General features: G+C 60.3%; 29 protein-coding genes and 3 pseudogenes. 21 read left to right on the plus strand and 11 right to left on the minus strand.

Annotation, left to right across the window (positions count from 1 at the left end):
* Nucleotides 1-7 precede the first annotated feature (7 nt).
* The 11 genes from HGP13_RS18880 (at nt 8) to HGP13_RS18925 (ending at nt 9734) form a co-directional block, all read left to right on the plus strand.
* On the plus strand, nt 8-418 hold the full coding sequence (locus HGP13_RS18880) for a hypothetical protein (RefSeq protein ID WP_172228111.1): 411 nt from the start codon (nt 8-10) through the stop codon (nt 416-418).
* Nucleotides 419-779: 361 nt separating this feature from the next.
* Nucleotides 780-914, plus strand: coding sequence for a hypothetical protein (locus HGP13_RS38580; protein ID WP_281410968.1), 135 nt, complete (start codon nt 780-782; stop codon nt 912-914).
* Complete coding sequence (locus tag HGP13_RS18885) at nt 911-1786, plus strand: peptidylprolyl isomerase (RefSeq protein ID WP_172228113.1); 876 nt, start codon at nt 911-913, stop codon at nt 1784-1786. Before HGP13_RS38580 ends, HGP13_RS18885 begins: the two co-directional genes overlap by 4 nt.
* 47 nt (nt 1787-1833) lie before the next feature.
* Nucleotides 1834-2829, plus strand: coding sequence for a HupE/UreJ family protein (locus HGP13_RS18890; RefSeq protein ID WP_172234772.1), 996 nt, complete (start codon nt 1834-1836; stop codon nt 2827-2829).
* Nucleotides 2830-2842: 13 nt separating this feature from the next.
* Nucleotides 2843-4807 carry a DUF3604 domain-containing protein gene (locus HGP13_RS18895; protein WP_172228115.1) on the plus strand — a complete coding sequence of 655 codons (1965 nt, stop codon included), beginning with the start codon at nt 2843-2845 and terminating at the stop codon, nt 4805-4807.
* A gap of 77 nt (nt 4808-4884) precedes the next feature.
* Complete coding sequence (locus HGP13_RS18900; protein WP_172228117.1) at nt 4885-5484, plus strand: hypothetical protein; 600 nt, start codon at nt 4885-4887, stop codon at nt 5482-5484.
* A 51-nt stretch (nt 5485-5535) separates the two neighbouring features.
* Complete coding sequence (locus tag HGP13_RS18905) at nt 5536-6324, plus strand: hypothetical protein (RefSeq protein WP_172228119.1); 789 nt, start codon at nt 5536-5538, stop codon at nt 6322-6324.
* Between the two features lie 29 nt (nt 6325-6353).
* Entirely contained in the window at nt 6354-7106 is a 753-nt protein-coding gene (locus HGP13_RS18910) for a carbonic anhydrase (RefSeq protein ID WP_172228121.1), read from the plus strand.
* Nucleotides 7107-7346: 240 nt separating this feature from the next.
* Complete coding sequence (locus HGP13_RS38585; RefSeq protein ID WP_172225057.1) at nt 7347-7793, plus strand: transposase; 447 nt, start codon at nt 7347-7349, stop codon at nt 7791-7793.
* Nucleotides 7790-8146 (plus strand): IS66 family insertion sequence element accessory protein TnpB, encoded by a 357-nt coding sequence (gene tnpB, locus HGP13_RS18920; protein ID WP_023772705.1) that lies wholly within the window; start codon nt 7790-7792, stop codon nt 8144-8146. Before HGP13_RS38585 ends, tnpB begins: the two co-directional genes overlap by 4 nt.
* A 109-nt stretch (nt 8147-8255) precedes the next feature.
* A complete protein-coding gene (locus tag HGP13_RS18925; protein ID WP_172234673.1) occupies nt 8256-9734 on the plus strand; it encodes an IS66 family transposase in 1479 nt (492 codons plus the stop codon).
* Between the two features lie 216 nt (nt 9735-9950).
* Here HGP13_RS18925 and HGP13_RS18930 read toward each other — a convergent pair whose 3' ends face one another.
* From HGP13_RS18930 to HGP13_RS18945, 4 genes are all read right to left on the minus strand, one after another.
* Entirely contained in the window at nt 9951-11792 is a 1842-nt protein-coding gene (locus HGP13_RS18930) for a mechanosensitive ion channel family protein (RefSeq protein ID WP_246707058.1), read from the minus strand.
* A 219-nt stretch (nt 11793-12011) separates the two neighbouring features.
* Complete coding sequence (locus tag HGP13_RS18935; RefSeq protein WP_246707059.1) at nt 12012-12230, minus strand: hypothetical protein; 219 nt, start codon at nt 12228-12230, stop codon at nt 12012-12014.
* A 133-nt stretch (nt 12231-12363) separates the two neighbouring features.
* Entirely contained in the window at nt 12364-13023 is a 660-nt protein-coding gene (locus tag HGP13_RS18940) for a L,D-transpeptidase (RefSeq protein WP_172228125.1), read from the minus strand.
* Nucleotides 13024-13091: 68 nt separating this feature from the next.
* Entirely contained in the window at nt 13092-13958 is an 867-nt protein-coding gene (locus tag HGP13_RS18945) for a glycine betaine ABC transporter substrate-binding protein (RefSeq protein ID WP_246707457.1), read from the minus strand.
* Between the two features lie 741 nt (nt 13959-14699).
* Here HGP13_RS18945 and HGP13_RS37975 point away from each other — a divergent pair.
* The 3 genes from HGP13_RS37975 to HGP13_RS38770 all read left to right on the plus strand — a co-directional run bounded on the left by HGP13_RS37975 (nt 14700) and on the right by HGP13_RS38770 (nt 15939).
* On the plus strand, nt 14700-15305 hold the full coding sequence (locus HGP13_RS37975; RefSeq protein ID WP_246707060.1) for a hypothetical protein: 606 nt from the start codon (nt 14700-14702) through the stop codon (nt 15303-15305).
* Nucleotides 15306-15373: 68 nt separating this feature from the next.
* A complete protein-coding gene (locus tag HGP13_RS38765; protein ID WP_348647070.1) occupies nt 15374-15763 on the plus strand; it encodes a tyrosine-type recombinase/integrase in 390 nt (129 codons plus the stop codon).
* The gene (locus HGP13_RS38770; protein WP_348647071.1) at nt 15697-15939 is read left to right on the plus strand and encodes a tyrosine-type recombinase/integrase; all 243 of its coding nucleotides are present in this window, start codon (nt 15697-15699) and stop codon (nt 15937-15939) included. The genes HGP13_RS38765 and HGP13_RS38770 overlap by 67 nt, the downstream gene beginning before the upstream one ends.
* Nucleotides 15940-16791: 852 nt before the next feature.
* On the opposite strand, the gene HGP13_RS18955 is transcribed toward HGP13_RS38770, so the two are convergent.
* From HGP13_RS18955 to HGP13_RS18970, 4 genes are all read right to left on the minus strand, one after another.
* Nucleotides 16792-17397, minus strand: a complete 606-nt coding sequence (locus HGP13_RS18955; protein ID WP_172228127.1) for an NAD-dependent DNA ligase — start codon at nt 17395-17397, stop codon at nt 16792-16794.
* A gap of 30 nt (nt 17398-17427) precedes the next feature.
* Entirely contained in the window at nt 17428-18288 is an 861-nt protein-coding gene (locus HGP13_RS18960) for a thermonuclease family protein (protein WP_172228129.1), read from the minus strand.
* Entirely contained in the window at nt 18267-18740 is a 474-nt protein-coding gene (locus HGP13_RS18965) for a hypothetical protein (RefSeq protein WP_172228131.1), read from the minus strand. Before HGP13_RS18965 ends, HGP13_RS18960 begins: the two co-directional genes overlap by 22 nt.
* A gap of 125 nt (nt 18741-18865) precedes the next feature.
* The gene (locus tag HGP13_RS18970; protein ID WP_172228133.1) at nt 18866-19081 is read right to left on the minus strand and encodes a hypothetical protein; all 216 of its coding nucleotides are present in this window, start codon (nt 19079-19081) and stop codon (nt 18866-18868) included.
* Between the two features lie 85 nt (nt 19082-19166).
* Here HGP13_RS18970 and HGP13_RS18975 point away from each other — a divergent pair, with 85 nt between their 5' ends.
* From HGP13_RS18975 to HGP13_RS18990, 4 genes and pseudogenes are all read left to right on the plus strand, one after another.
* On the plus strand, nt 19167-20027 hold the full coding sequence (locus HGP13_RS18975) for an ATP-dependent DNA ligase (protein ID WP_172234775.1): 861 nt from the start codon (nt 19167-19169) through the stop codon (nt 20025-20027).
* A complete protein-coding gene (locus HGP13_RS18980; RefSeq protein ID WP_172228135.1) occupies nt 20028-20237 on the plus strand; it encodes a hypothetical protein in 210 nt (69 codons plus the stop codon). It begins immediately after the preceding gene.
* An 84-nt stretch (nt 20238-20321) separates the two neighbouring features.
* Entirely contained in the window at nt 20322-20759 is a 438-nt protein-coding gene (locus HGP13_RS18985) for a hypothetical protein (RefSeq protein ID WP_172228137.1), read from the plus strand.
* A 149-nt stretch (nt 20760-20908) separates the two neighbouring features.
* Nucleotides 20909-21123, plus strand: a pseudogene (locus HGP13_RS18990) (hypothetical protein).
* Between the two features lie 3 nt (nt 21124-21126).
* Here the strand turns inward: HGP13_RS18990 and HGP13_RS18995 are convergent.
* On the minus strand, nt 21127-21303 hold the full coding sequence (locus tag HGP13_RS18995) for a Flp family type IVb pilin (protein ID WP_172228139.1): 177 nt from the start codon (nt 21301-21303) through the stop codon (nt 21127-21129).
* A 215-nt stretch (nt 21304-21518) separates the two neighbouring features.
* Here HGP13_RS18995 and HGP13_RS37985 point away from each other — a divergent pair, with 215 nt between their 5' ends.
* From HGP13_RS37985 to HGP13_RS19005, 3 genes and pseudogenes are all read left to right on the plus strand, one after another.
* Nucleotides 21519-21761, plus strand: a complete 243-nt coding sequence (locus HGP13_RS37985) for a hypothetical protein (RefSeq protein WP_246707061.1) — start codon at nt 21519-21521, stop codon at nt 21759-21761.
* Nucleotides 21762-21955: 194 nt separating this feature from the next.
* Nucleotides 21956-23301: pseudogene (locus HGP13_RS19000) on the plus strand (IS701 family transposase).
* A 104-nt stretch (nt 23302-23405) separates the two neighbouring features.
* Nucleotides 23406-24751: pseudogene (locus HGP13_RS19005) on the plus strand (IS701 family transposase).
* Nucleotides 24752-24766: 15 nt separating this feature from the next.
* Here the strand turns inward: HGP13_RS19005 and HGP13_RS19010 are convergent.
* Together HGP13_RS19010 and HGP13_RS19015 are read right to left on the minus strand one after the other, a co-directional pair.
* Nucleotides 24767-25529, minus strand: a protein-coding gene (locus HGP13_RS19010; RefSeq protein ID WP_172228141.1) for an IS5 family transposase whose coding sequence is annotated in 2 segments (ribosomal slippage) — nt 24767-24931 and nt 24933-25529 — 762 coding nt in all. Because the reading frame shifts where the segments join, the coding sequence is not laid out codon by codon here.
* A 393-nt stretch (nt 25530-25922) separates the two neighbouring features.
* Nucleotides 25923-26114 carry a hypothetical protein gene (locus HGP13_RS19015; protein WP_172228143.1) on the minus strand — a complete coding sequence of 64 codons (192 nt, stop codon included), beginning with the start codon at nt 26112-26114 and terminating at the stop codon, nt 25923-25925.
* Nucleotides 26115-26444 lie beyond the last annotated feature (330 nt).

A 26444-nucleotide genomic window follows, 5' to 3' on the forward strand; every position in this document is an offset into this window, starting at 1 on the left:
TCAACAAATGAACGCGAAACGAAAATTATTCCTGGTCGTAGTCGCGGCGGTCGAAGCAGCGACAGGCCTCGGTCTTCTGTTGCGGCCTTCCGTTGGATTTGCTCTCCTGCTTGGATTGGAGGGCGCCGCGGTTGAAGCAATTTTTGTCGGCCGCGTTGCGGGCGCCGCACTAGTTGCCATCGGCGTTGCAAGCTGGATGGCGAGGAAAGACGAATTGAATCCTTCACTATTCGGATTGCTTATTGGTATTCTGATTTACAACACGGCCGTATCAATTCTCCTCCTCTACGCGGTCGCGGCCTTAAAGATAGCCGGCGTCATGCTCTGGCCCACGGTTGTATTTCACGCGCTTCTTGCCGTCTGGGGTGGTCTGCTTCTACGGGACTTTCCGGGCGAAACTCCGCTGGGAAGCCGGTAACAACCAAGGAGCTGATCCTTGGAAAGCAAGACAACGTCTCATTGGCTTGCGGCACATCGCATCTTACCAGCTCGGGCAAGCTACTCAACGATGGCGCGGCGGTCCTGCGAAGTCTGCGCTAAAGGCGATGTGCGGTCCCACGCGCCGGTCCACGAGATGCCGCGCTTACCCGGCAACAACAGCGGCTCTGTAGCGCGATTACATGCTTACCCCACGTAACTTACATTCCAGCACCAGCTCTTTGGGGCGTAGTGTCCAGGAAGGAAAGTAGAAAGCAACGGGGTCTCAAGCCCGGATGGCGCTGCGCTGGTAATATGAGAGCATCTCAGCTGCCGGAGAGCCTTCGCAACCAGAGGCAAACATGGGCGACGTCGTATCGATTTTTCTGTTGGCGGCCCCGCTGGTTTTCGGCGTCGAAGGCAACCCGGCATTTGACAATGCCGGCGTGGCCCGCGTGCGAGATGCTGCCCTGGCCCAAGCGAAGGAAAGCGTATGACGTTGCTCAGGGAGCCTCTCCTTCACTTTGCGGTCGTCGGCGCGATCCTTTTCGGCGGCTATTCGTGGCTGAACGACAAGCATGTCGAATCCACATCTGTTAAGCCGGTACGGATCGGCGAAGGAGATGTCCGGTGGCTCAAGCAGACGTGGTCGAGCCAGTGGCTGCGAGACCCCACCGCCGACGAGCTCAAGGGGCTCGCTGAGGATCTCTTGAATGAGAAAGTGATGGCGCGCGAAGCGCAGGAGATGGGCCTCGAGAAGGATGACACCATCATCCGCCGCCGCTTGGCGCAAAAACTGAAATTCCTAGTCGAGGACACGGCCCAGCTTGCTGAGCCGACCGAGGCGGAGCTGCGCCAGTTCTATGCCGCCAATCCTGCGCATTTCCAGACGCCCGGAAAGCTGTCGTTCCGGCAGGTCTACTTTAACCCGGAGCATCGCAAGGACGCCGCGGCGGACGCGACCGCCGCGCTTGCGGCGCTGTCGGCGAATGCCGAGGTCGACTCCATCGAGGGCGACGGGCTGCTTTTCGGCGACAGCTTCGCCGATACCGACGAGCTCGCGCTCTCCGGAATGTTCGGTGCCGATTTTGCGCACGAGGTGTTTGCGCTTGAACCAGGTGGATGGCGCGGTCCGGTGAAATCTGGCTATGGTTTTCATCTAGTGCTCGTCACGCGGCGCACGGCGACTGCGCCGAAGCCCTTCGAAACAGTAAGGGATGCCGTACTCTCTGAGTGGCGCGCTGCGAAGCAAGTCGAACTCAGCCGAGACTACCTGGTCGAGCTGCGCAACAAATATAACGCGGAGCTGGATGACAGTGCAAAAGCGCTACTCGGGCACGAGACTACACCGAAGGTGGCTGCACAATGAGCCCCTTCGCCAAGTGGCCCGCCCTCGCGCGGGTTGTCCGGGCCGCGATGGAGTGCGGTCGGCTGGCTGTGCTGACCGCAGGTATCGCGACGCTGGTCCCGCTCGTTGCCGCCGCGCATGAAGTGCGTCCGGCCTACCTAAGCGTCCAGGAAGATGCACCCAATGAATTCAGCGTGCTGTTCAAAACGCCGATGCAGGGCGATGCGCGACTGGCGCTGTTGGCATTGTTTTCTGGCAAGATCGAGACGGTGACGCCGATCATCTCGCATCCGACCGGGGATGCTATGGTGCAGACTTGGCGCATGCGCACCCTTGAGCCGCTCGCCGGCCAGAACGTCGTGATCGACGGGTTGCAGAACACCATGACCGACACGCTGGTCCATGTCGTATTCGCCAACGGCAATAGCTGGACGGCGCGTCTCACCCCCAGCGAACCGTCGGCAGTCATCCCGGCGTCGCAGAGCGTCTGGGCGGTTTTCGTAACCTACGTCCGTCACGGTATCGAGCACATCGCCTTCGGCTTCGACCACCTGTTGTTCGTCACCGGGCTCATGCTGATCGTGCGCGATTGGCGCAAGCTGGTGAAAGCCATCACCGCCTTCACGGCCGCTCACTCGATCACCTTGAGTTGCGCCACCCTCGGATGGGTGACGCTGCCGACGCGGCCGGTGGAAGCTATGATTGCCATCAGCATCGTCATGGTCGCTGCCGAGGTTGTGCGGATGGAGCGCGGGCAGCTCAGCCTAGCCATCGCCAAGCCGTGGATCGTGGCCTTCGCCTTTGGCCTGCTGCATGGCTTCGGGTTTGCGGGGGCTCTTGTCCAACTTGGCTTGCCGCATAGCGACATCCCACTGGCGTTGCTTGCGTTCAATGTCGGCGTCGAGCTCGGGCAGCTTGCCTTCATCGCCGTCTTGCTGACCGCGGTTTATTCAGTGAACCGGTTCGTCATGATCCCGCGGCAGATGATCGTCGCGTCGGCCTATGCCATCGGGATCGTTGCGGCATTCTGGAGCGTCCAGCGACTGGACGCCATGTTTTCATAGGAGGAAGAAGTTCATGGACATCTATCATCTGAGAGACGCTCTTCTTCGAAGCGCGACGGTCGCGGGCTTGTTATTGGCGACTTGCCCAGCCTGGACGCAGGAGGCCGTGCACACCGATGTCGGCGACATCGACCAGGCAGGCGTCACCAAGGTCTTTCCGACAAAGCGGCCCTACTCGCCATATGCCGGACGCAATTTCCCAACGCGACCGTTGTTTGGCGACACACATTTGCACACGGCGCTCTCGCTCGATGCCGCCGCGTTCGGTGCGCGCATTGGTCCGCGGGACGCTTATAAATTCGCCAAGGGCGAGGAGGTCACTGCGTCAAGCGGACAGCCAGCCAAACTATCGCGTCCGTTGGATTTCCTGGTCGTCGCCGACCATTCCGACCAGATGGGGTTCTTCAGCGATCTGATCGCTGGAAAACCCGAAATCCTGGAGAGCGCCCAAGGGCGCGTCTGGTATGACATGCTCAAGTCAGGAAAGGGCGGCGCGGCTGCGGTCGACATCATTAAGTCTTTCTCCCAGGGAACGTTCCCGAAGGAGCTCGTATATGCTCCGGGCACGCCGGCTTATCGGTCGGTTTGGGAGGGCATTATCGCCGCAGCCGAAGAGGCCAACGATCCGGGACACTTTACCGCTTTCATCGGCTATGAGTGGACGTCTCTCGCCAAGGGCAACAATCTGCACCGCAACGTCATCTTTCGCGACGGCGGCGCCAAGGCCGGTCAGGTCGAGCCATACACGACGCAACCGCCCATCGGTAGCAACAATCCGCGCGACCTGTGGAAATGGTTGCAGAACTATGAGGACAAGACGGGCGGCGATGTGCTTGCCATCGCCCACAACGGCAATCTGAGCAACGGAACGATGTTTCCGATCATCGAATCCTTCACCGGTAAGGAGATCGACCGCGAATATGCAGAGCAGCGCGCCCGTTGGGAGGTGCTCTACGAGACAACCCAGATGAAGGGCGACGGGGAGAGCCACCCCTACCTTTCTCCCAATGATGAATTCGCCAATTTCGAGAAATGGGACAAGGGCAATCTTGACCTTAGCGCGAAGAAGACGCCGGACATGCTGGAGTTCGAGTATACGCGCTCGGCGCTTAAGAACGGGCTGAAGCTGGAAGCCAAGCTCGGCGTCAATCCCTACAAGTTCGGCCTCGTCGGCAGCACCGACTCACATACGGGGCTGTCGACTGCCGACGACGACAATTTCTTCGGCAAAGTGTCGACCTCCGAGCCGAGCGCGGAGCGCTGGTCGCATCCGTTTATAGCGAACCCCAAGCTCGGTCTCAAAATCATGGGCTGGGAGACAACCGCGTCTGGCTATGCCGCCGTCTGGGCGCAGGAGAACACGCGCGCCTCGATCTTCGACGCCATGAAGCGCCGCGAGACCTATGCAACAACCGGACCGCGCATGGTGGTTCGCTTCTTCGGCGGATTCGATTTCGAAGAGGCCGACGCCAAGACGCGCAGCCCGGCCATCGCCGGCTACACCAAGGGCGTGCCAATGGGCGGCGATCTCACCCAGGCGCCCGCCGGCAAGGTGCCGACCTTCCTCGTCGCTGCGCTGAAGGATCCGATCGGTGCCAATCTCGACCGCTATCAGATCATCAAGGGTTGGCTCGACGCTGCCGGTGACGTGCATGAACAGGTCTATGATGTCGCCTGGTCCGGGGACCGCAAGCCAGGCGCCGACGGCAAGCTGCCGCCGGTTGGCAATACCGTGGACGTGCCCAATGCCACCTGGACAAACACGATCGGAGCACCTGAGCTGATCACGGTGTGGAAGGATCCAAATTTCGACCCAGCTCAGCGTGCTTTCTATTACGGCCGCGTCATCGAGATCCCAACGCCGCGGTGGACCGCATACGACGCGAAATATTTCGGCATCAAAATGACGCCAGACGTGCCGATGACGACACAGGAGCGGGCCTACACATCCCCGATCTGGTATACGCCGGCCGGCTAAGGAAACGGACGGCTTACCAAGGTTGATATACTGGCAGGTGGATCGGGCGCCGCCTGCCAGGACAGCGAGGCTCAAACATGCGACAAGCGTTCTCCTTCCTCAAGACGACCCTGATCGGCGGCCTGGTTGTCGTGTTGCCGCTCTGGTTGGTTGGCTTTGTGCTCATTCGCGGGCTGGGTCAGATCAAGTCTGCGATCGAGCCGCTGACGGACGATGTCACTCATGCGTTTGCGCCGCCCATTGCGATCGCGGCGCTGGTGCTCCTGTTCTCATGTTTCGCCATAGGCCTGCTCATCCAAACAGCGAGCGGTGGCAGGCTTGTGGGCACGGTCGAGAGGCGGCTCGCGGAAAGCCTGCCGGGTTACGGTCTATTCCGTGGCTTAACGCTGGGGGCAACGGGCGGCGGTGCCGACCATGCCGTGAAACCGGCACTCGTCGGTAGCGGCGACAATCTGGCGTTTGGCATTATCATCGAGCGGGCAAACGGCTTCAGCACGATCTTCATCCCATCTGCGCCGTCTGCAACCTCCGGATCCGTCCACATTATGCTGGACAGCAAAGTGCACCCACTCGATATCCCGCTGAGAAAAGTGCTCACCAGCATGTCGCACTATGGGGAAGGCGCGATCAACCTGGCTGGAGCAGCGCTGGGGAAGTCTGCATCAACTGCTCGATGACTTTGGCGAAAATCCGTGATGCCAAAGGCTGAATTCAGAGGAGAGGGAAGTATGAAAACCCGGATTTTGCTCGCGGTTGGTTTGTTTACCTTCGGCGCGATCGGCACCGCCGCTGCGGCAGACCCAATATATCCAGGCGCGGAGAGCGTCGAGTACAAGGACGCATCGGGCTGGACCTTTACGGTTGCCGCATATGGCTGGCTCGCCGGTCTTGAGGGCACCGTAGGCGCGGGCGGCAGGACTGCACATGTCGACGCCAGCTTTGGCGACGTCCTATCCAATTTTGATATAGCGGTCATGGGACTGGCCGAGGCACGATACGAGCGGTTCGGTGTCTTCACGGACTTCAATTATGTGCGGCTCTCGACATCCTCCGATACCCCATTCGGTATTCTTGCCAGCAGTGCAGACGTCACGTCCCACAGCTTGATGTGGACGGCGGCGGCGGAATATCGGCTTGTCCAGACACCGGAGGCAAGTGTCGACGCTTTTGCCGGCTTCCGGCTCTACTCGCTCAAGAACGAGCTTGATTTCAATGGTCCGGGCGTACTCGCCGGCGTCTCCCTCTCTGACCAGCAAACCTGGGCTGATCCCATCGTCGGGCTCAAGGCGCGCTATTCCATCACCCCGCAGTTTTACCTTACCGGTTGGGGAATGGTGGGTGGCGCCGTTTCTGCCAAAGTGACCTGGGATGTGATGGCCGCCGCAGGCTATCAATTCACTGACAAATTCTCTGCGGTGCTGGGGTATCGCGCCTCGGGGGTTGACTACGAGAAAAACGGATTCGTTTACGACACCGTTCAACAGGGACCCATCATCGGCGCCGTGTGGCGCTTCTAATGATTCGACGGGTCTGATGGGAGGAAAGAATGGAACGACGTGATCTAGTCAAAGGCTTGGCTCTGCTCGGCCTATGCCCCCTCTGCGCCAAACCCGGCTTTGCTTCGGAGAATGCGCATTGGAGCTACGAAGGGAAAGCTGGACCCGCTCATTGGGGCGACTTGGGTCGGGCGAATGCTGTGTGCTCGACCGGCTCACAGCAATCGCCGCTCGACATTGTCAGTGCGATCAAGTCGGACCTCCCGGCCATTTCGATCGATTGGAAGCAAGGCAATTGCGAGATCGTCAACAACGGTCACACCATTCAAGTCAACCCACCAGCGGGCAGCATACTCAACCGCGCGGACAAGATTTATGAACTGGTGCAGTTCCATTTCCACGCGCCGAGTGAACATCTGATCAACGGCAAGGCCTTCCCAATGGAAGTGCATTTCGTCCACAAGGCCAAGAGCGGCGCCTTGGGTGTGCTCGGCGTGTTCTTCAAACCAGGCGCCACAAATACCGGGTTTGCAGCACTTGCCGCTGCTTTCCCGACGAAGAAAGGCGAAAAAGCTTCGTCCAATGGTGTCGACCCGCGAGAATTGTTGCCGAAGACGCTAAAGTACTGGACTTATGAAGGCTCGTTGACGACGCCACCTTGTAGCGAGATCGTCGACTGGATGGTCGCTATGGAGCCGATCGAGGTGGCGGAGGCCGACATCAAAAAGTTTACCGCGCTCTACCCGATGAATGCACGGCCGGCACTTGCGGCCAACCGGCGTTTCATCCTGGCTTCGTCTTAGCGGTATTCCGCGCCGTTGACAGATTTTACGGTCGGCTCTGAGGCCTCGACGCTCACAAACGTTCCCGGCTAGAGGTCCTACGTTTGATGTTCTTCCTTTTTCTATCGCGGTTGCGACGCTATTCTTCGTCAGTTCACTGATCTTGCTGAATTACGGGCAACAGCGTAAGCGCTGTCCCGTTGGCACCTTTCGCGCGTTGTCGTGAGCGACGATGCTCGGAGCCTTTGAGGGCTTCGACACATGACGATTTCAGAGCTTACGCTTAAGTCCAGGGACGAGGAGCCGGTTCGACGGCTTGAGATATTCACGGGTTCTGGACGGCGGCGCGAATGGTTGCCGGAGGAGAAAGCGCGGATCGTGGCGGAAAGCTACGATGCTGGCGAGACCGTGAGCGCGGTGGCTCGGCGACATGCATTGTCCCCGCAGCAGCTGTTCGCCTGGCGCCGGTCCGCGCGGGTGCCGTTGGCGAATGCGCCGGCACCGGAGCCGTTGTTTGTTCCAGCGGTGGTCGCGGCACAGGAGCCCGAACCGGCGGGGAAGCGCGCGAGATCGACACGGAGGCGGAAGGCCGCGCGAGAAACCGGCGTGATAGAGCTGGAGATTGACGGCGTCGCCATGCGGGTCGGTCGTGGCGCCGACGCCAGGACGGTGGCTGCGGTGATCCGTGCGCTGAAGGCGCCGTCGTGATCGGGCCGACGGGTGTGGTCAAGGTGATGGTCGCGACGAAGCCGGTGGACTTCCGCAAGGGGGCCGAGGGCCTGGCGGCGCTGGTGCGCGAGACGATGGGCGCCGATCCGTTCTCTGGCGCGGTCTACGTCTTCAGGGCCAAGCGCGCTGACCGGGTCAAGCTGGTGTACTTCGACGGCACCGGCGTGTGCCTGCTGGCGAAGCGTCTGGAGGACGGGAAGTTCTGCTGGCCTGCCATCACCGATGGCGTGGTGAGGTTGTCGGCGGCGCAATTGCAGGCGCTCCTGGAAGGGTTGGATTGGCGGCGCGTGCATGACGCCCGCGAGACGCGCGCGCCGGTCGCGGCAAGTTGATTCCATGGGAGGCTAGAGGCGCTGGCAAAGCATTGGAATGCATGATTGAATCGGCCTTGTGAGCAACCCGGCCGAGCCTCAGACCAACGATCCGATCGCGCTTCAGGCGATGCTCGCGGCGGAGCGCGCCGAGAACGAGCGGCTGCGCCAGATCATCAAGGAACTGCAGCGCCACCGCTTCGGCCGCAGGGCAGAGAGCCTGCCGGTCGACCAGCTGCTGCTGGGCCTGGAAGAGGCCGAGCAGATCGAGGCTGAAGGCTTCGCCGCGGAGGACACCGCCGATACTGCCAAGCGCGAGGCTCGCGCCAGGAAGCGCCGCGCCAACCGTGGATCACTGCCCGCGCATCTGCCGCGTATCGAGCAGATCATCGACATTCCCGACAAGATCTGCCCGTGCTGCAAGGGAATGCTGCATGTCATGGGCGAGGATCGCTCCGAGCGCCTCGACATCGTGCCGGCCCAATTCCGCGTCATCGTCACGCGCCGACCGAAATACGCCTGCCGGAGCTGCGAGGAGGTCGTGGTGCAGGCACCGGCTCCGCCACGGCTTGTCGAGGGCGGCATCCCGACTGAGGCGACCGTCGCCCATGTGCTGGTCTCCAAGTACGCCGACCATCTTCCCCTGTATCGCCAGGCGCAAATCTACGCCCGCCAAGGCGTGAACCTGGATCGCTCGACGCTTGCCGATTGGGTCGGCAAGGCGGCTTTCCTGCTCCGCCCCATCCACGAGCGGTTGTTCGAGCGGCTGAAGGCGTCCGGGAAGCTCTTCGCCGACGAGACCACGGCGCCGGTGCTCGATCCCGGGCGCGGCCGCACCAAGACGGGCCAGCTGTTCGCTTATGCTCGCGACGATCGCCCCTGGGGCGGGATCGATCCACCCGGCGTCGCCTATCTCTATGCACCCGACCGCAAGGCCGAACAGCCACTGCGGCACCTTCACGGCTTCGTCGGGGTCCTGCAAGTCGACGGCTACGCTGGATACCGGGCGTTGGCCGAGCGCAATGCCGTGAGCCTGGCGTTCTGCTGGGCGCATGTCCGTCGACGCTTCTACGAACTGGCCCAGTCCGGGCCCGCGCCGATCGCCACGGAGGCGCTCCAGCGCATCGCCGAGCTCTACAAGATCGAGAACGAGATACGGGGACGCTCGCCCGAAGAGCGGCGCACCGCGCGCCAGGAGAGAAGCCGCCCCATCATCGATACCCTCCAGCCATGGCTGCGCGAGAAGCTCGCCCTGGTCAGCCAGAAGAGCAAGCTCGCTGAAGCAATCCGCTACCCGCTCTCGCGCTGGGCCGGACTTGGTCGCTTCCTCGACGACGGCCGCGTCGAGATCGACTCCAACGTCGTCGAACGCTCGATCAGGCCAATCGCCCTCAATCGGAAGAATGCGCTCTTCGCCGGTTCCGACGGCGGTGGCGAGCACTGGGCGACCATCGCCTCGCTCGTAGAAACCGCGAAACTCAACGGCGTCGACCCGTACGCCTACCTTGCCGACGTCATCACCCGCATCGTCGCAGGCCATCCGCAAAGCCAGCTCGACGACCTGCTGCCCTGGGCCTATGCCACCGCGCCACTCAAGGCCGTGGCCTGAGAACAGCGGTTACGCAACAGCTCGGTTTGCGATATATAATGAAAGACGCGTCGAGAGCATGTCGGGCCTTACCACCGTCGAGGGGGCGGTATTCGCCCTGCGGGATGCCTTGTTCGCGCCAGCTCCAGACGCCTAGCCACGCAGCATTGAAGGTCCAGACACGCCCGACGTGATCAGCATACGTCAGCACGTTGTAGCCGCGTCTATCCGGAATGCTCAGGCTCCGGGATTAGATGTCAGTGGCTTTGGGACGGCCCGAATTCCGTTTTCCTGAAATGCCTGGTGCACGGCGGTCAAGGCGGCGCGGCGGATCATGATGTGTTTGCCCGCCTTCGCCTTGAATTTGGCCCGAATGATCAGCGTGCCGTCCTCAACCTCGGCAATTCCCTGGCTCTTGAACGGCTCGAGCAGATCTCCAGCAAGTTCCGGGTTGGCCGAAATATCCTGGCCGATCTTCTTGAAGATCTTGCGGACTTTTTCCACATCGGTGTCGAATGCAACGCGAAAGGTCAGTTTCTCGATCATCCAGTCGCGGCTGAAATTCTGGATCTTGCCAATCTGGCCATAGGGAATTGTCGCCAAGGCACCGCGCTGATGGCGCAGGGAAACCGACCGGACCGAGATTTTTTCCACGGTTCCTTTGGCGCCTGACGTTTCGATATATTCGCCGAAGCGGAACGCGTCGTCGATCAGGAAAAACAGCCCGGAGACTAGGTCCTTAACCAGCGTCTGCGAGCCGAAGGCGATGGCCAGCCCGAACACACTCAAGCCGGCGATCAGCGGCCAGACATTGACCCCGATCGACACCAGGATCGAGAGCACCGCCAAGGCCAGAATGCTAGATTTGCCGACCGCGCTGAGCAGCGGCACCAGGGTGCCCAACCGTGAACGCGGCGCACCCGGCACCTCCTCGTCACCACCTACGGCGGGCAACTCCGCGCGCAAGGCGCGAGCCGTCCCCGTGCCGACCACGTTCCACAGAAACGCCGCCCCCAACATGATCAACGCCACACCGGATGCGCCCTTGGCGACCTCTCGCAGATCGATGCTGAACCCAGCAGCCAGCGGTGTCGTCCATAGCGTTCCCAGCATGGCAATCATGATCGCCACGATGGTGAAGCGGGCGGTCTGTCGCCCTGCCGCTGCCAAGATCGAGATGTCAGGAGACTCCAATCCCCGCTGCGCCCAGTTCCCGATCATTGCGTCGAGATGCGGCGCTGCGAGAAACATCAACGCGGTCAGCAGAACGGCCAACCCAGGAAGCGATGCTCCTAGGGTCAGCGCGGCCTGAGTGCTGAGAAAGGTGATTATCAGGAACGCGATCACGATTGGCGGCCACATTTTGGCGAGACGGGTGCGCCAGCGGCTTCTGGGGCGCGGACCGGCGACGGCTGCTGCCATTGTGCGTTTGTGCCGCCATACCGCCCATGCAAACGCAAGGTAGATCGGAATTCCCAAGCCTGTTCGCAGCAGATCCCCCAAGGCCGGCCCGACGCTCCAGAGCCGCAAAGTCGCGAACAGCGTAACGCCGATGATCGCAAAGCCGATAGCAAGCGAGAGGTCGTGCACGAGCGCCACCAGATGGACGGAGCGCTCCGAGAATTCGGTTCGCCGCGATGCCATCAAGAGTGATCTGACGGCGGCGAGGATGATGAGGCCGAGCACGGTCGCTACCGTCCAAAGGTGAAGGGTCTGCAAAGGCAGGCCCGAACCGGCCAGCAGCGGCGCAGCAATGAAACCGATCACCAGCGCCACCACAGTGGCCGCCACGCCCGCGAGGAATCTGCGCCATGCACTGCTTTTGGCACTCGCCTTCTTGAACCGCCGGGCGAGCAGGATGAACACGCCCGCGACGAGTGCAACGACCAACACAATCTCAAACACGAGCAAAAGAAGAGATGTTCCCCCGGCCGCGAGCGAGGCCCTCAGGTTTTCAAACTCGACGGGGACGCGGCTTAAAGCGGCAAACCGCGCGAACAGTCCGGAGACGAAACGCTCGGCGAGCTGTTCGAAGCCCCAAATCAACGAAGTAACGTCCGTTTCCGCCGTCGTGTCCACGATTACCCCCTTCAGTGCCTCGGAAGCCAGTTCCGCTGGTCGTTGGAAGCCTTTTTGGCTAGGTCCTCGCTCGCGTCCTCAGCCAAAGCAGCACCAGAAAGATCTCCAGCGCGAGCCACGGCGAGTGTCCCAATGCGATGAAACGATGCGAGCTCTATTGCCCTTCCTTTTACGCCGAACGTGCCTCGGTCTTGTCTGAACACTACAGCTGATTGGCAATCAGACAGGCTCAACGGATTTGACATTGCCGTCGGTGTCCACGAGGCAGCTTGTCTTCCTGCCGCCGGCATCGAGCTCAACCTGATAGGTTTTAGAATCGATCTTGCTCGAGGAGACCGGAAGTATCTTCGCGCTGTCGACGCCGCTCGCCTTGCCGACCGCGCTTGCGCAAAGAAGCTGAAGATCCGCCGGAGCCGTCTCGACCTGGGTCCTCGACATCTGCTCCGGAGCCGGTGGCGGCGTGCTGACGCAAGCGCTCAACGCTTCCATCAGAGACCCAAACACTACGATAAGGATCGAACTTCTTACTGCACGTTTTGCCGACATTGCTTGTCCCTCTCCGAATGCCGCTTCAAACGCCCTTGTAAAGGGCCGCCCCCTGCATGAGAACGATGACCTTGGCTCCGACCTTCACGCGGGAAGCGAAGTCGGTGATGTCGTCGTTCCTCATCCGGATACACCCTGACGACACGTCAAGCCCGATCGTCCAGGGCTCCGGTGTACCGTGTATCCGGTAGATCGTGTCCTGATCGCCCTCGTAGAGATAAAGCGCTCTGGCGCCGAGCGGATTGTCAGGCCCCCCCGGCATGCCTGCCGCATACTTGACTGCGTTCGGGTCGCGAGCGACCATTTCGGCCGGGGGCGTCCATGTCGGCCATTCTGCCATCCGGCCGACGCGCACGATACCGGCCCATCCAAAGCCTTCCCGACCGACGCCGATGCCGTAGCGCATGGCCTGCTGACTCGACTGCACAAGATAGAGAAAATGCTTGTTGCCATCGATGATGATCGTGCCAGGCACCTCAGCAGTTCGGAACTTGACCATCTGCGGACGAAATGCCTCGGGCACCTCCTTGTGGGCGGCGTAGTATTTTCGCGCTTTCTTCTTGTCGTAATCGACCCACTTATGCGTCTGTGGATCGAATACCTGTGTCTGAGCGGCATACGCCAATGTCGCGCCGATCGAGGTCATGACAAGCGCTGCGCCAAGAACGAGGCAGCGGCAAGCCATTCTTCGATCATTGCTTTTCTGGGTGACGGACCGGTTTGCGAGCGAAAGGGTCATGATAGTCCCTGTCCCTATTTCGACCAGGCGTTCAGTCGGTCTTGATGCTTTGCCACCCAGTCCTGTGCGAACTTGGCGGGATCCTGCCGATCGACCTGCAATGCGTAGCTCATCTCGGTGACCTCCTCTGGGGTGAAGTCGATATGGGAGAGGAAGGCCGCCACCTTCGGCAAGCGCTTCGCCGTCGAGGACGCAAAGCCGATGTAGAAATGCGATGCGTCCCACGCCACCGGTGCCTCCGATTTCGTAAGCCAGTCGGGGTCGTCGCTCGGCATCACGATGTGCCATTTGGCGGGATCGTGTTTCGGCTCGGTCAATTGGACGATATCATGGAGCTTGAACATGTGGTGCGGACTGTAGCAGTAGAATGCCATCGGTTGCCCGGTCGCCGCGGCCGCATCGACTGCAGCCATTGCCATGTCTTCTGGCATTTGAAGGAGCGTCATCGTTTTTTCATAACCGTAGCTCTTTGCCCGGATCTTCTCGATGCTCGTCGACGACCAGCCCAGCGCGCCAATCCACATTTCGCCCTTGCCGTCGCCGTCGGTATCGAACACTGCCGCTTTTTTGGGATCGGTCAGATCTGAAATGTCCTTGACGCCAAATTTGTCCGCCGTCTCGCGCGTGACGCAGATGCCCTGAGTGGCAGACACACCCTTGGGACTGAGGTCCACGGTCTTGCGCCCGTCGACGTATTTCTTGACTAGTGAATCGAGATTGGGAAGCCAGACTTCTGGATAGACGTCGACCTCCCCGGTATCCATTCCGGCGAATGCCGTCATGGAACCCATCTCGCGCACGTCGGCGTCGAGGTTGAGTTTCTGCTTGATGCCGAACTTGATGATATTGGCCGCCGCCTGGCCCGACGGCCAATTGGGCATTGCGACGAGCAGGTCGGCCGAAAGGGCGGCGCCGCACGATGTCGCCGCGAAAATCACCGAGACTGCAATTCGCCAGGTCCAGGTTGCTGCAGGCATATTCATTCCTCGTTCGGTGCGATCGAATTTCTCGTCGGCTTGATCGCCAATTCGGACTGAAACCGACTGATTACCACCGAGGCTGTTCTTTGGCTGTGCGATGGTCCGCTCGTTCCATCCCACTGCGCTGTTCTCATGGCCATCAAAGAATAACGAAGCGAGCTAGGAGCGGAACGTAAGTTACGTGGCGGCAGTGTGTTTTCTGGATAACGCGCGGGATTGCGCACGTTCGACACCTGCCATTCTTCGCTGCTGCCTCGGTCGTATTGGTTGGGTCGCCGAGCTTCCGGTTGGTCAAGTTTGGCCACACGACCTGGCATTTGGCCTGGTGGGCAAGAGCGAGGGCGGCTGTCAGTTGCGGCCTTCGAATCGAGCTTCCATGCGTACAGCTGTGCATTTCGGGTCCCGTATCGGGACCGCAGATCTCGGATTGCAGTTAACTTGTTGAAATCGCTGATACGCCCAAGGGAATCGAACCCCTGTTACCGCCGTGAAAGGGCGAGTTCTGGTACAACATGAGGTTATGTGAGATCCTATTAGATATTTGATTTTATTATGATTTATCGCATATAGTCTCAGAGGCGACAACGCGGTTTCGTGGGTTGTAAAGCAACGAAATCGACAACGAAAACCTCCGAGACGCAAATGGCGCAGAGACGCAGCAATCTTGCCAGCAAGACCAGCCGAGCGATGCTTCCGGCTTCGGACACGCCGGAGTGGGAGGTCATCAGCCCTGGTGTTAGGCTTGGCTATCGCCGCGGCCGCGGGACGCACGGCAGGGGAGGATCATGGCTGGCGGCGTCAAGAGCCACCGACGGAAAGCGCCTCCAGACCAAGCTAGGCCGCGCTGACGACGTTGCTCTTTCTGACGGCGCCGATATCCTAACCCATGAACAGGCGAAGGCCGCCGCCAGGGCCTGGGTCAAAACGCTAAGCGCAGGTTCAGAGGCCGCACCAGCGTTGACGGTGAATACCGCACTCGACAAGTACTTCGAAGCTCGAACCGCGGAGGGGATGAAATCGCTCGACGACGCAAGAAGCCGCGCGGCCTTCCATATCCGTTCGAAGCTTGGCAGCACGAGGGTCGCCGATTTGACCATCGACAAAATACGCAGTTGGCGCGACGGCATGGTCTCTGCACAGAAGCGGCGTCGGACCGGGAAGTTTGCGGAGAAGGTCAATTCCGTCACCGTCGATCTCACCGATCCGGAAGTGATCCGAACCGGCGCGACACAGCAAATCGCACGCTGAGGACGCTCAAGGCCGCGCTCAACTGGGCGTTCAACAATCGCCTTGTCAGCGACGATACAGCCTGGCGATTGGTTCGTCCTTACCGCGGCACCACTGCTGCCCGGATCCGCTTCCTCACCCCCGCCGAGCAGAAAACCCTCGTGGCAGCCAGTAACGGTTTAATCCGAGATTTGGTTCCTGCGGCATTGGTGACGGGAGCGCGATTCAGTGAGCTAGCACGACTGCGGGTCGTCGATTACGACGTCGTCAACAAATCGGTCTTTGTTGCCGAAAGCAAAAGCGGAAAGCCACGCCATATACCATTGCCGGCCGGCGGCGCCGATTTATTTGAACGGCTGGCTCAGGGCAGGGGAGGCAGTGAACCACTGCTTACCCAGGACAGCGGCGTCGCTTGGGCCAAGGCTGTTTATCATCGGCCCTGGAAAGCGCTGTTGAAACAGGCAGCCTGTCGGATGTGACGCTACATGAGCTGCGGCATACCTATGCCAGCACAATGGTTCAAAATGGCGCCCCGCTAATCATCGTTGCGCAGGCTCTTGGGCACAGCGACACTCGAATGGTCGAGAAACACTATGCCCACTTGGCGCCGTCCTACGTCGCTGACACGATCCGTCGATTAGCGCCGGACATATAGAGGAAATCGCATGGCCGAATTTGTAATCGCCTGTTCACTCGCGGTGATCGCGTGTTTCTGCGGGTTGTGCATGATTGCCTTTTTCACGTTTGCGAAGTCCGTTCATCACCCCTCTTATCTGAGGCGGAGGAGCAGAAGGACGCCGCCGCGCGGCGCTTAGCGGAAGCGCTGGAACCCGTTTTTCGCTTGGCAGTCTCCCAAGCCATAAATAGGCTGCCACGCTCGAACATCTTCTAGCGGTCTTCGGAGGTCGCCCTACGCCCTCAGAAGGCAGAGGTCACAGGTTCGAATCCTGTCGGGCGCGCCAAGGAAATCAAACACTTAAGCGATGTTTTTTCCTACCTGAGGCTGTGTCCCACACGATTTTCCCACATAGTCGCCGCGCTTCGGAATCGAACTGCACTTTCCTATTGTGATAGCCGGCGTTTCTGCTGAATCACCGTCGATGAATCCAAAACCGTAGAATTGCTGGAAGCGAAGGGTTGCCTCGTTGAACACGAACCCGAACCCGAGCCCACCGCAGACAAGGTGAATCTTGCCCCCTGGAGGCAAGTCGTTCTTGCACTGGTGCGTTGGGTAGTCGTTACCCAGTTTGGTCACCGTGTAGACGGTACCGCTGCTATCTGTGGGCGCAATGGTGAACCGGTCATCCTTGACCGTGAAATTCGTTGATGACCAGCCGGAGGCTAACAGCTTGAACCTGTGGAAAGGTCGGCGGCACAGAAGAACTGCCTGGCTTCTGCAGGGAGCGAGAGGCCAAGGTATGCGGCTAGAATTACATATCGGGCGTATAAAAGCATGCTTCACCCACCGAGCCGGTCGTTGGACATAATTCCTGGGCGCTGGCACGCCTCAAAGAAACGTAACCCAATGGCTTTCGGCGACGATCGAGATCGGCAACCCTTGGTCGCGCCAGCCGGCGGCCTTGACGATTTTGTCTCCAAACGATGAATGCTTCCACGATTCAGTGACGTAGGCGCCTATTACCAAAACCTGTATTCTCTGGCTCAGACCTCCCGAGGAGCCACCGCGATCGACAATCGCTTGTTCGCAGTATTTTCGCTGGCCAAAATTGAATGTCCCCGTGAAGCAGTAAAGCCGACCGGTAAACGTTAGAGTCGGGGCAGGGTCGCTGAGTGGAAGCGATGTCGGCTTAAGCACCTCTCCTAGTTCGAAATCGCGATTCGAGAAGCTGTTTAGCGTATCCAAAAGTTGGGCGTGTTCATCTGAATCGAGCGCTCCGTCCTCGAGGATTTCATTGACCCGCTGGTACAAGATTCGAATGATTGGTTGAGCGCTGATCTCTGCATTCGCCGCCAGCCACTTTTGAAGAAACTCGACTTCGTCCTTGTTGATAGTCCCGTCCGCAGCCAGGCCGCGAGCAAGTCCTATGAGTTCATCGATCTGACGCGAAGAAATCCGATCACCGCCGACGCGATTGTAAAATTTCTCGTCCATTTTTTGCTCCCCCGAGCGTTCATTGTAGCGCTAACACAGGCTCTCACACGGAATGCCGTCCTTGTCCCGGTCGAGCTTGCCGCCCCACGGGCAATTCTGCAGAAACCAACGCGCCTCATCGCACGACCCGATTTGCGGACACGTCCGCCGCGGCTCGCACGAATAGCTGCTCTGCGCGACCAGCCGCCGGCTGACAATGCCGAGTGGCCGGCTCGACGTCGCGGCGCCGTCCGCGTGCCCTGCGCGCCAGTCCCAAGGCACCTGAAACGTTCCGGCCCACAGTCCGACCTTCGCCGCTTCGGCCTTTGCCTGCTGTCCCGCGTAGGCGCCATGGCTATAGCGAGGCCAGTCGAGCGCCTGGCCTTGCTCGACCATCCACGCGGCCACGCTGGCGCCATCCGCGCGCCGGCAGTCGCCGACAAAGCGGCCATAGCGATCCCAGTCGATAAAGTCGCATGTGACCGGCCTCGAGGCGGCCAGGAACCCGTCGAGTGCCGCCGCGGCCTTCGCGCCGCACTGATATCGAAAGCCTTTGGCGTCGTCGCACTGCTGCGCGGACTCGGGAGCGTCGATGCCGTTGAAGCGGATGCGCTGCCCATGGATCTCGATCGTATCGCCGTCGATGATTGAGGCGACGCCGGCGATCGGCTCCGGCGATCGTCCAATCCAGTGCGACACGTTCAGGTCGGGAGCGCCCTCACTGTGCTGAACGACGAACTGCGCCACATAAGCAGCCATCGCCGCGATCGTCACGAAGACAAGCCGCTTTGGAATGCTCGCCAGCAGACGGGCTCGTCGCCGCTGCGCGCCTTGTCTGTTGCGCCATTGGTCCGACTGATTGTCGTAGCGAGATCGATCCATAGCAGATCCTAAGCCGACCAGCCTGGCCAAGTGCTGTCGATCATCGGCTCCCCATTGCAATAGAAGTCGTCGACGAACCGTCCGGTGGCCTTGTCCCGGCACCGCCACATTAGCGCATAGTTCTGTCCGTAGAATTGGTCCCAGGCCACGCCGTACGCCGTGGGAGGCGGCCGGTAATATCCGCCACCGCCGCCATTGTTGGCGGCAACAGCGACAGCCGCGCCGCCTACAGCAGCGACCGCAATCCCTGTCGCTACAGCATTGTCAGCCTGTACAAGCCGCGTGCACTTGTCCGCCGTCGCGCCGCGACGAACCAACAGGGCTGCTACTCTCCTTCGATATTGCTCGTCACTGCTGGAAGCCAAAACATGGCACAACGCCACGGTATTCATTGCCGTTAGATCGCTGTCGGATACAACAGGACTCGTTGAACAGCCGGCCAGAAACAGCGTGGCACTCGCAAGAACTCGCAGTTTTTTCATTTGATTTCCCCCACGCAAATAATGGGGCAACTTCGTCCCTAAAGTCTAGGGGGATTAATTTCTTTGGTCCATTGGCAGGACAATGCCCGAGAACGGCGTACGCTTAGCAACCAACCTCGCCGCCGCTACTTTTTTCGAGGAAATTCGAGAACCGTCGCAACGGTTTCGGGCTCTAGAGGCTCGTGGCCTGGCTCTTCATGCCAGAAGACTTGGCGCAAATCGCGCTGATCGACCTTCTGGCCGCAGTTCGGGCAGTTGTAGAAATGGCCCTCTTCGCGGATGAGGTCGCCGCCGTGCAGCTTGCCGGGAATGAGCGGCCCAAGGTCTGACAGCTTCGTCATGACCCATCGAAACTCGCGTCGCAGTAAAAGTTTCCGGAACCATTTTAGCACATGCTAATTGAATCGCGGTTGTCGTGAGTCAGGCATGCGTTTGAAGTTTTTCGCCCCGTTAATGCCGACCCTGGTGGAGACGCCGCCCGCGGGCGACGAATGGATTCACGAGGTGAAATTCGACGGCTATCGATCGCAAATGATCATGGACGAAGATGGCACGCGCATCTACACGCGCAACGGTCACGACTGGACGGCCAAATATCGCGACCTGGTGAAAGAAGCCGCCAGTCTCGGCGCCGACAGCGCGATCATCGACGGCGAAATCATCGTCTTGAACGAGGCTGGCCTGTCGGACTTCGGCGAGCTTCGCAAGGCCATCACCCGTCGGCAGCATGACCTGTACTTCGTCGCCTTCGACCTACTGCACCTCAACGGACACGATCTCCGCGACATGCCGCTCAAAGACCGCCGGGCTGGGCTCTACGCAATAATCCCGCCGGGCCTTCGCATCCAATTCAGCGACGCGCTGCCCGGCGATGCCAAGGCAATCTTCGAACTGGTCGATAAGGCCGGGCTCGAAGGCATGGTCTCGAAGCGCAAAGACAGTAAGTATCGAAGCGGCAATTCGACGGCCTGGCTGAAGATCAAGGCGTATACCATCGACGAATTCGAACTGCTCGGTGTGGAGCGCGAGGCGGGCAAGCCAGCCTTTGCCCTGATGGCAGAGCGAGACACCGGGCGCTATGTCGGGTCGGCGTTCATCACCTTGAACCGGGAAAGGCGCGAGCGGCTCTGGAAGCGCGTCCAGGAGCACACAGGAACGGCGCCACCGGGCATGAAGAGGCCGGCCACGCAATGGGTCAAGCCAGGCATCATCGGCCGGGTGAAGCATCTGCGGGGGGAAGAGGATTTGCGGCACGCGTCCCTGCAGGATTTCCGAGAGGAGGGCTAGATGCCGATCAGACGAAAAGCAGTCGATGCTGGGATTTTTGATCCTGAGGAACTGGCCTTGCTGGGGCGTGTTTTCGCGCAGATGAAAACCCGTAACCAATCGGCCGATTCTCAGAGCAGAATGGCCTCTCGGATCATCGCCAACTACATGGCCGGCGTGGTTGATGAATCGGAGTTGATCACTCTCTCAAGGCTGCCTCTCGGCCGCTAAAGAGCGAAGCGGTTGACAGTTTTCGAACTTAAGCGCCGAGTCCCCCCGCGAATTATCGCATACTGCTCAAAGGGAGGACCTTACATGGAACACCTTAATCGCAGATCAGCCCTTAAATTTGGTCTCGCAGCGACCGCCGCGACGCCCGTATTTTCGCTAGCAGCGCCGGCGGAGGCGGCAGCTCCCACCTATAGCGCCACCGATGGCGTGGATATGGGGCATGGGCGCCGGATGGTGGAGGTCGGGGAGCAGGAATCACAGATCAGTGCTTACAAGAGCATCAAGATAATCGATGTGGTCTATCAGCCTGGAGCTTCAGATCCAGACGACCAGCCTATGATGGACATGGACATGGTCTGTCACATCATTGCCGGTGAGTTCAAAATAGAGAAGAAAGGTCTTCCGGCATATACCGTCAAGGACGGCGGCATCTACAGCTGCGGCAAGGGAAAGTCGGACAAAGCCACCAACATCAGCAACGTGGTTGGCATCCATCGAATCGCACTTTTGATCCCGGCTTAAGGGCTGCAAAGGGGCAATGGGCACGATGGCGACTTTTGTCGCTGAGCCGTCCGTGTGGCGGTGGCACGCTGCCACACGGCTGGCATTATAGCGCACAGATGAGGAAGACACCCGCTGGAACCTCAGCCAGATACCGAGCTTAAGCGTTCATGAGCACTCGCGGAATCAACTTCCTGCATCGATGGCTGGCCAACAACGTGCCTGATACAACGAAGGCCGATGTCATCTCCGTTGACGAACTCACGCACAAGCTGATAGCCGACGCGTGGGGATCAAACGCCTTGCGATCGACGAAGAGATCGACAGCCTCTATCGAACAATCCTCGATGCGATTGTGCATTACGACCCCGGCTTGCCCGAGTAAACGCTACGACCCGCTGCTGGCGACTCGTGTCCCGATCGTCGTGAACTTGGCGTTGATCGAATTGCCCAGAGCACCGGCACCAGTGATGATGGCAAGCGCTATGAGGGCGGCGATCAGACCATACTCAATAGCGGTCGCACCGGATTCGTCGCGAATGTAGCGAGAAATAGCTTTTTGCATCTCTTGAGCCCCTGCCTTCTTATCTAAGAAAACCCTAATAGATCGCCGCCTGTTGCAGGCGAGTTAATATTCTAAGTTGGGAGTTCGTTAATTTATGCCAGACTTTTGAAGGCTTTAGCGGCCATCCCGCCCGAATCGTCTCGCCGCAGATTTACATCCCACTGAAGAAATAGGATTATTGTCCTCGGGTGGGGCGACTCTCAAAAGGTGTCGCAATGGCTAGATCAAAACCCTCGAAGCAATTATCGGAGGCTGAAATCGAGCGCTTTCTGGCTGCAGCGGAAGCGCTGCACCTAAGCATCGTCAAGCCGTTCATATCGCCGCATTGCGATCATTACAGGCAGACGCGCGTCTTGCATGAGGTGCTGTTGAAAGCCGTGCGGGAAGTGACCGGGAAGGAAGTCCCGTTCATCCAGTGGAGCACTACAGGGCCGGTGCGGCCTCCTACGGCTGGGTAGCGCCTACAGCCGTCTTGACGGCCAAAGCCTCAATCAACTTCGGCGGAGCGCTCAAACCTTCCATAGCTCTACGCAGCGCCACGGTGACGGCGGCTAGCATTACTTTGGCATTTTTTTGGTTCTGGGAGCGTTTGAGGATTCCCAAGAGCGGTTTTGCGTGATTCATGAGAGGTCGGCTGTTGGAGGGGCCGGCCATGAACAGGGATTGGCAAGTCGATCTGGAGCAGTGGCTTGAGCCGTTCGTCTCGGCGTTGAGGCACAAGACGCGTGCGCGGATGTGTCCGGCCTATATTGCTGGGCTGATTGGCCTTGGGGATCGCAAGAGCATCCAACCGATGGCGGCGCGCGACGCAGGCGTCAACTATGACCAGCTGCACCACTTCATCGCGAGCGGCGTGTGGGATGCTGGGCCGCTGGAGAAGGTGCTACTTGCGGAGGCCGACAGACAAGTTGGCGGGAACGATGCATGGCTGATCGTGGACGACACAGCGCTCCCCAAGAAGGGGCGCCACTCGGTCGGCGTCGCGCCGCAATATGCCTCGGCGCTTGGTAAGAACGCCAACTGCCAGACGCTGGTGTCGCTGACGCTGGCCTCTAGCGAAGTGCCGGTCATGGTGGGACTGCGGCTGTTTCTGCCCGAGAGCTGGACTTCCGATCCCGCCCGGCTCGACCGTGCGGGTGTGCCCGAGGACCATCGTGCCTACAGGACCAAGCCCGAAATCGCGCTGGCCGAGATCGACCGGGCTCGCGCAGCCGGCCTACGCTTTGGCTGCGTGCTCGCCGATGCCGGATATGGCTTGAGCGCCCCCCCCCCTTCCGGCAGGCGCTCACCGAGCGCGGCCTTACCTGGGCCGTCGGCATCCCGTTCAAGCAGAAGGTCTATCCCGCCGACGTGGCAATGATCTTTCCCGTTGCCGGACGCGGCCGTCCGCGCCAGCGGCATATCCCCGATGTGAAGTCGATGACCGCGAAGGCGATGCTGGAGACAGCCCCATGGCGCGCGGTCAGTTGGCGGCGTGGCACCAAAGGCCGCCTCTCGGCGCGCTTCGCCGCTGTCCGTGTCCGGGTTGCAGATGGCCCACCCCAGCGCATCCGCGACATGGGCGCTCAGCATCTGCCCGGCGAGGAGGTCTGGGTGATCGGCGAGCACCGCTCGACCGGCGAGCGCAAATACTACCTCTCCAACTTGCCCGCCGACACCCCGCTCAAGCAGATCGCAGGCGCCATCAAGGCGCGCTGGGTCTGCGAACAGGCGCATCAGCAGCTCAAGGAGGAACTTGGCCTCGACCACTTCGAAGGGCGCTCATGGACCGGCCTGCACCGGCACGCGCTGATGACGATGATCGCCTACGCCTTCCTGCAATCTCGCCGCCTCAAACAAGCGGGAGGGGGGAAAAAAAAGAATCGTTGGCCCGCCGCCCCAACCGAGCCTACCCGCCGTCAGGCAAGCCATCCTCACCGCGCTAGCGCAGCCGCCCCCCCCCCAATCCGTTGTCCCCACTGCCGCAGAGCCCTCTCCGCTAACAATCTGCCAAAGTAGTGCTAGCACTACTTTGGCATTTTTTTTGGTTCTGGGAGCGTTTGAGGATTCCCAAGAGCGGTTTTGCGTGATTCATGAGAGGTCGGCTGTTGGAGGGGCCGGCCATGAACAGGGATTGGCAAGTCGATCTGGAGCAGTGGCTTGAGCCGTTCGTCTCGGCGTTGAGGCACAAGACGCGTGCGCGGATGTGTCCGGCCTATATTGCTGGGCTGATTGGCCTTGGGGATCGCAAGAGCATCCAACCGATGGCGGCGCGCGACGCAGGCGTCAACTATGACCAGCTGCACCACTTCATCGCGAGCGGCGTGTGGGATGCTGGGCCGCTGGAGAAGGTGCTACTTGCGGAGGCCGACAGACAAGTTGGCGGGAACGATGCATGGCTGATCGTGGACGACACAGCGCTCCCCAAGAAGGGGCGCCACTCGGTCGGCGTCGCGCCGCAATATGCCTCGGCGCTTGGTAAGAACGCCAACTGCCAGACGCTGGTGTCGCTGACGCTGGCCTCTAGCGAAGTGCCGGTCATGGTGGGACTGCGGCTGTTTCTGCCCGAGAGCTGGACTTCCGATCCCGCCCGGCTCGACCGTGCCGGTGTGCCCGAGGACCATCGTGCCTACAGGACCAAGCCCGAAATCGCGCTGGCCGAGATCGACCGGGCTCGCGCAGCCGGCCTACGCTTTGGCTGCGTGCTCGCCGATGCCGGATATGGCTTGAGCGCCCCCCCCCCTTCCGGCAGGCGCTCACCGAGCGCGGCCTTACCTGGGCCGTCGGCATCCCGTTCAAGCAGAAGGTCTATCCCGCCGACGTGGCAATGATCTTTCCCGTTGCCGGACGCGGCCGTCCGCGCCAGCGGCATATCCCCGATGTGAAGTCGATGACCGCGAAGGCGATGCTGGAGACAGCCCCATGGCGCGCGGTCAGTTGGCGGCGTGGCACCAAAGGCCGCCTCTGGGCGCGCTTCGCCGCTGTCCGTGTCCGGGTTGCAGATGGCCCACCCCAGCGCATCCGCGACATGGGCGCTCAGCATCTGCCCGGCGAGGAGGTCTGGGTGATCGGCGAGCACCGCTCGACCGGCGAGCGCAAATACTACCTCTCCAACTTGCCCGCCGACACCCCGCTCAAGCAGATCGCAGGCGCCATCAAGGCGCGCTGGGTCTGCGAACAGGCGCATCAGCAGCTCAAGGAGGAACTTGGCCTCGACCACTTCGAAGGGCGCTCATGGACCGGCCTGCACCGGCACGCGCTGATGACGATGATCGCCTACGCCTTCCTGCAATCTCGCCGCCTCAAACAAGCGGGAGGGGGGAAAAAAAAGAATCGTTGGCCCGCCGCCCCAACCGAGCCTACCCGCCGTCAGGCAAGCCATCCTCACCGCGCTAGCGCAGCCGCCCCCCCCCCAATCCGTTGTCCCCACTGCCGCAGAGCCCTCTCCGCTAACAATCTGCCAAAGTAGTGCTAGGCTCAGGACTCATTGATTGAGCCAGAAGATGACGGTGGCTGCGATGCAGATTGCAGACATGAAGGTGTGCGCACAGCGTTCATAGCGGGTGTGGATGCGCCGCCAATCCTTGAGCCTGCCGAACATATTCTCAATCTTGTGACGCTGGCGATAGAGTGCGATGTCGTGGGGGGATCGTCACCTTTCGGTTGACCTTTGACGGGATGCAGGCGGTGATCTTGCGCTCTGCGAGAGCGGCGCGGAACCAGTCGGCGTCATAGCCCCTGTCTGCGAGCAAGGCTTTGGCCCTGGGCAAAGCGTCGATCATGAGGGCAGCGCCTTTGTAGTCGCTCATCTGGCCCTCGCTCAGCAGCATCACCAGCGGTCTGCCTTTGCCGTCGCAGACGGCATGTAGCTTCGAGTTCAGGCCGCCTTTGGTACGTCCGATACGTCGGGGAACATCCCCTTTTTTGAGCAGACTTGCTGCAGTCCGGTGGGCTTTCAGGTGGGTCGCATCGATCATCAGATGGTCGGGCTTCCCGCCCTTCGCCGCGAGTGCCGCGAAAATCTTGTTGAACACGCCCAGCCTGCTCCAGCGAATGAAGCGATTGTAGATCGTTTTTGGTGGGCCGTACTCCGCTGGCGCGTCGCGCCACCGCAAGCCGTTCCTGATCACGAAGATGATCCCACTGATGACCCGACGATCATCGACACGAGGTACCCCATGGGACAGCGGAAAATATGGCTCGATGCGGCGCATCTGCGCTTCCGACAACCAGATCAAATCACCCATGGCAGCGTCTCCTTGCGCCGCCATTGAATCAACTGATCAATATCCCCGCAAGCGATTTAATAGGTCCTGAGCCTAGGTGGTCTTCCGGCTTCCCGTTGTCGTTGGCGAGGTCTGGCGCGAGAGGCTTCATAAGCGAACTATGCGCCTTGCGTCATCGTCGGTCCACTAATGCCGGCGCGCGGAACGATTCCCTTTCGAGGCCGTTCGGTCGGGTGGGTGACAATCGATGGTTGATGAGCAAGGCAAGCCGCCGACAGATGGTAGAGACACCACCATGGCCCGCCGCCTGGTGGATGAGACTGGCATTACGGAAGCGCAAGCCCGCGAGCTTATCAGCGTTCTAGGACTGAATTGGGCGTCTCTGGTGCGAGAAGCCCGCATGCTGAAGAAGCCCTAGAGCCGAACGAACTTATCAAGCCCCAGGCGTATCCGCTGGCCTTCCGCGAACGCTAGTGCAAACGATTCCATCTCGAATGTCAGGGTTTTTGCTTCGTCATCCGCCACCACGCGGACGTGCCATTCGCCGCAGGCTTCGACCACTTCAACGCAAGGGCAAATCTGGCCGTTTGATATCCTGTTATCCATCACATTGCCTCCCGCAATGAGGACAATCACGAATTTATATGACTGCGAAAATCGTCCATTCAAGTGGAAAGCTCTGTACGTTTTTTACCAAGGAATTGCCGGCGCATTAGCGCGCTCTAGCTCCGACAGGCGGCGAACCCTCAAAGAGCCGCAATGGCCGGCGCGGACAGCGGATTGCTTCACCGGCAATCGGGCCGGCCATTCTCCGCAGATCAATCGCGAATTTCAGAAGCCCGACTCTTGATCGGGCAAACAGACCTGACGGAACATTACCTGTTCGAACAGTTGAGATCATGCTCGGATGTCGCTGCTTGGCATTCGAGCAAGCTG

The organism is Mesorhizobium sp. NZP2077 (genome assembly GCF_013170805.1).
Classification (GTDB): domain Bacteria; phylum Pseudomonadota; class Alphaproteobacteria; order Rhizobiales; family Rhizobiaceae; genus Mesorhizobium.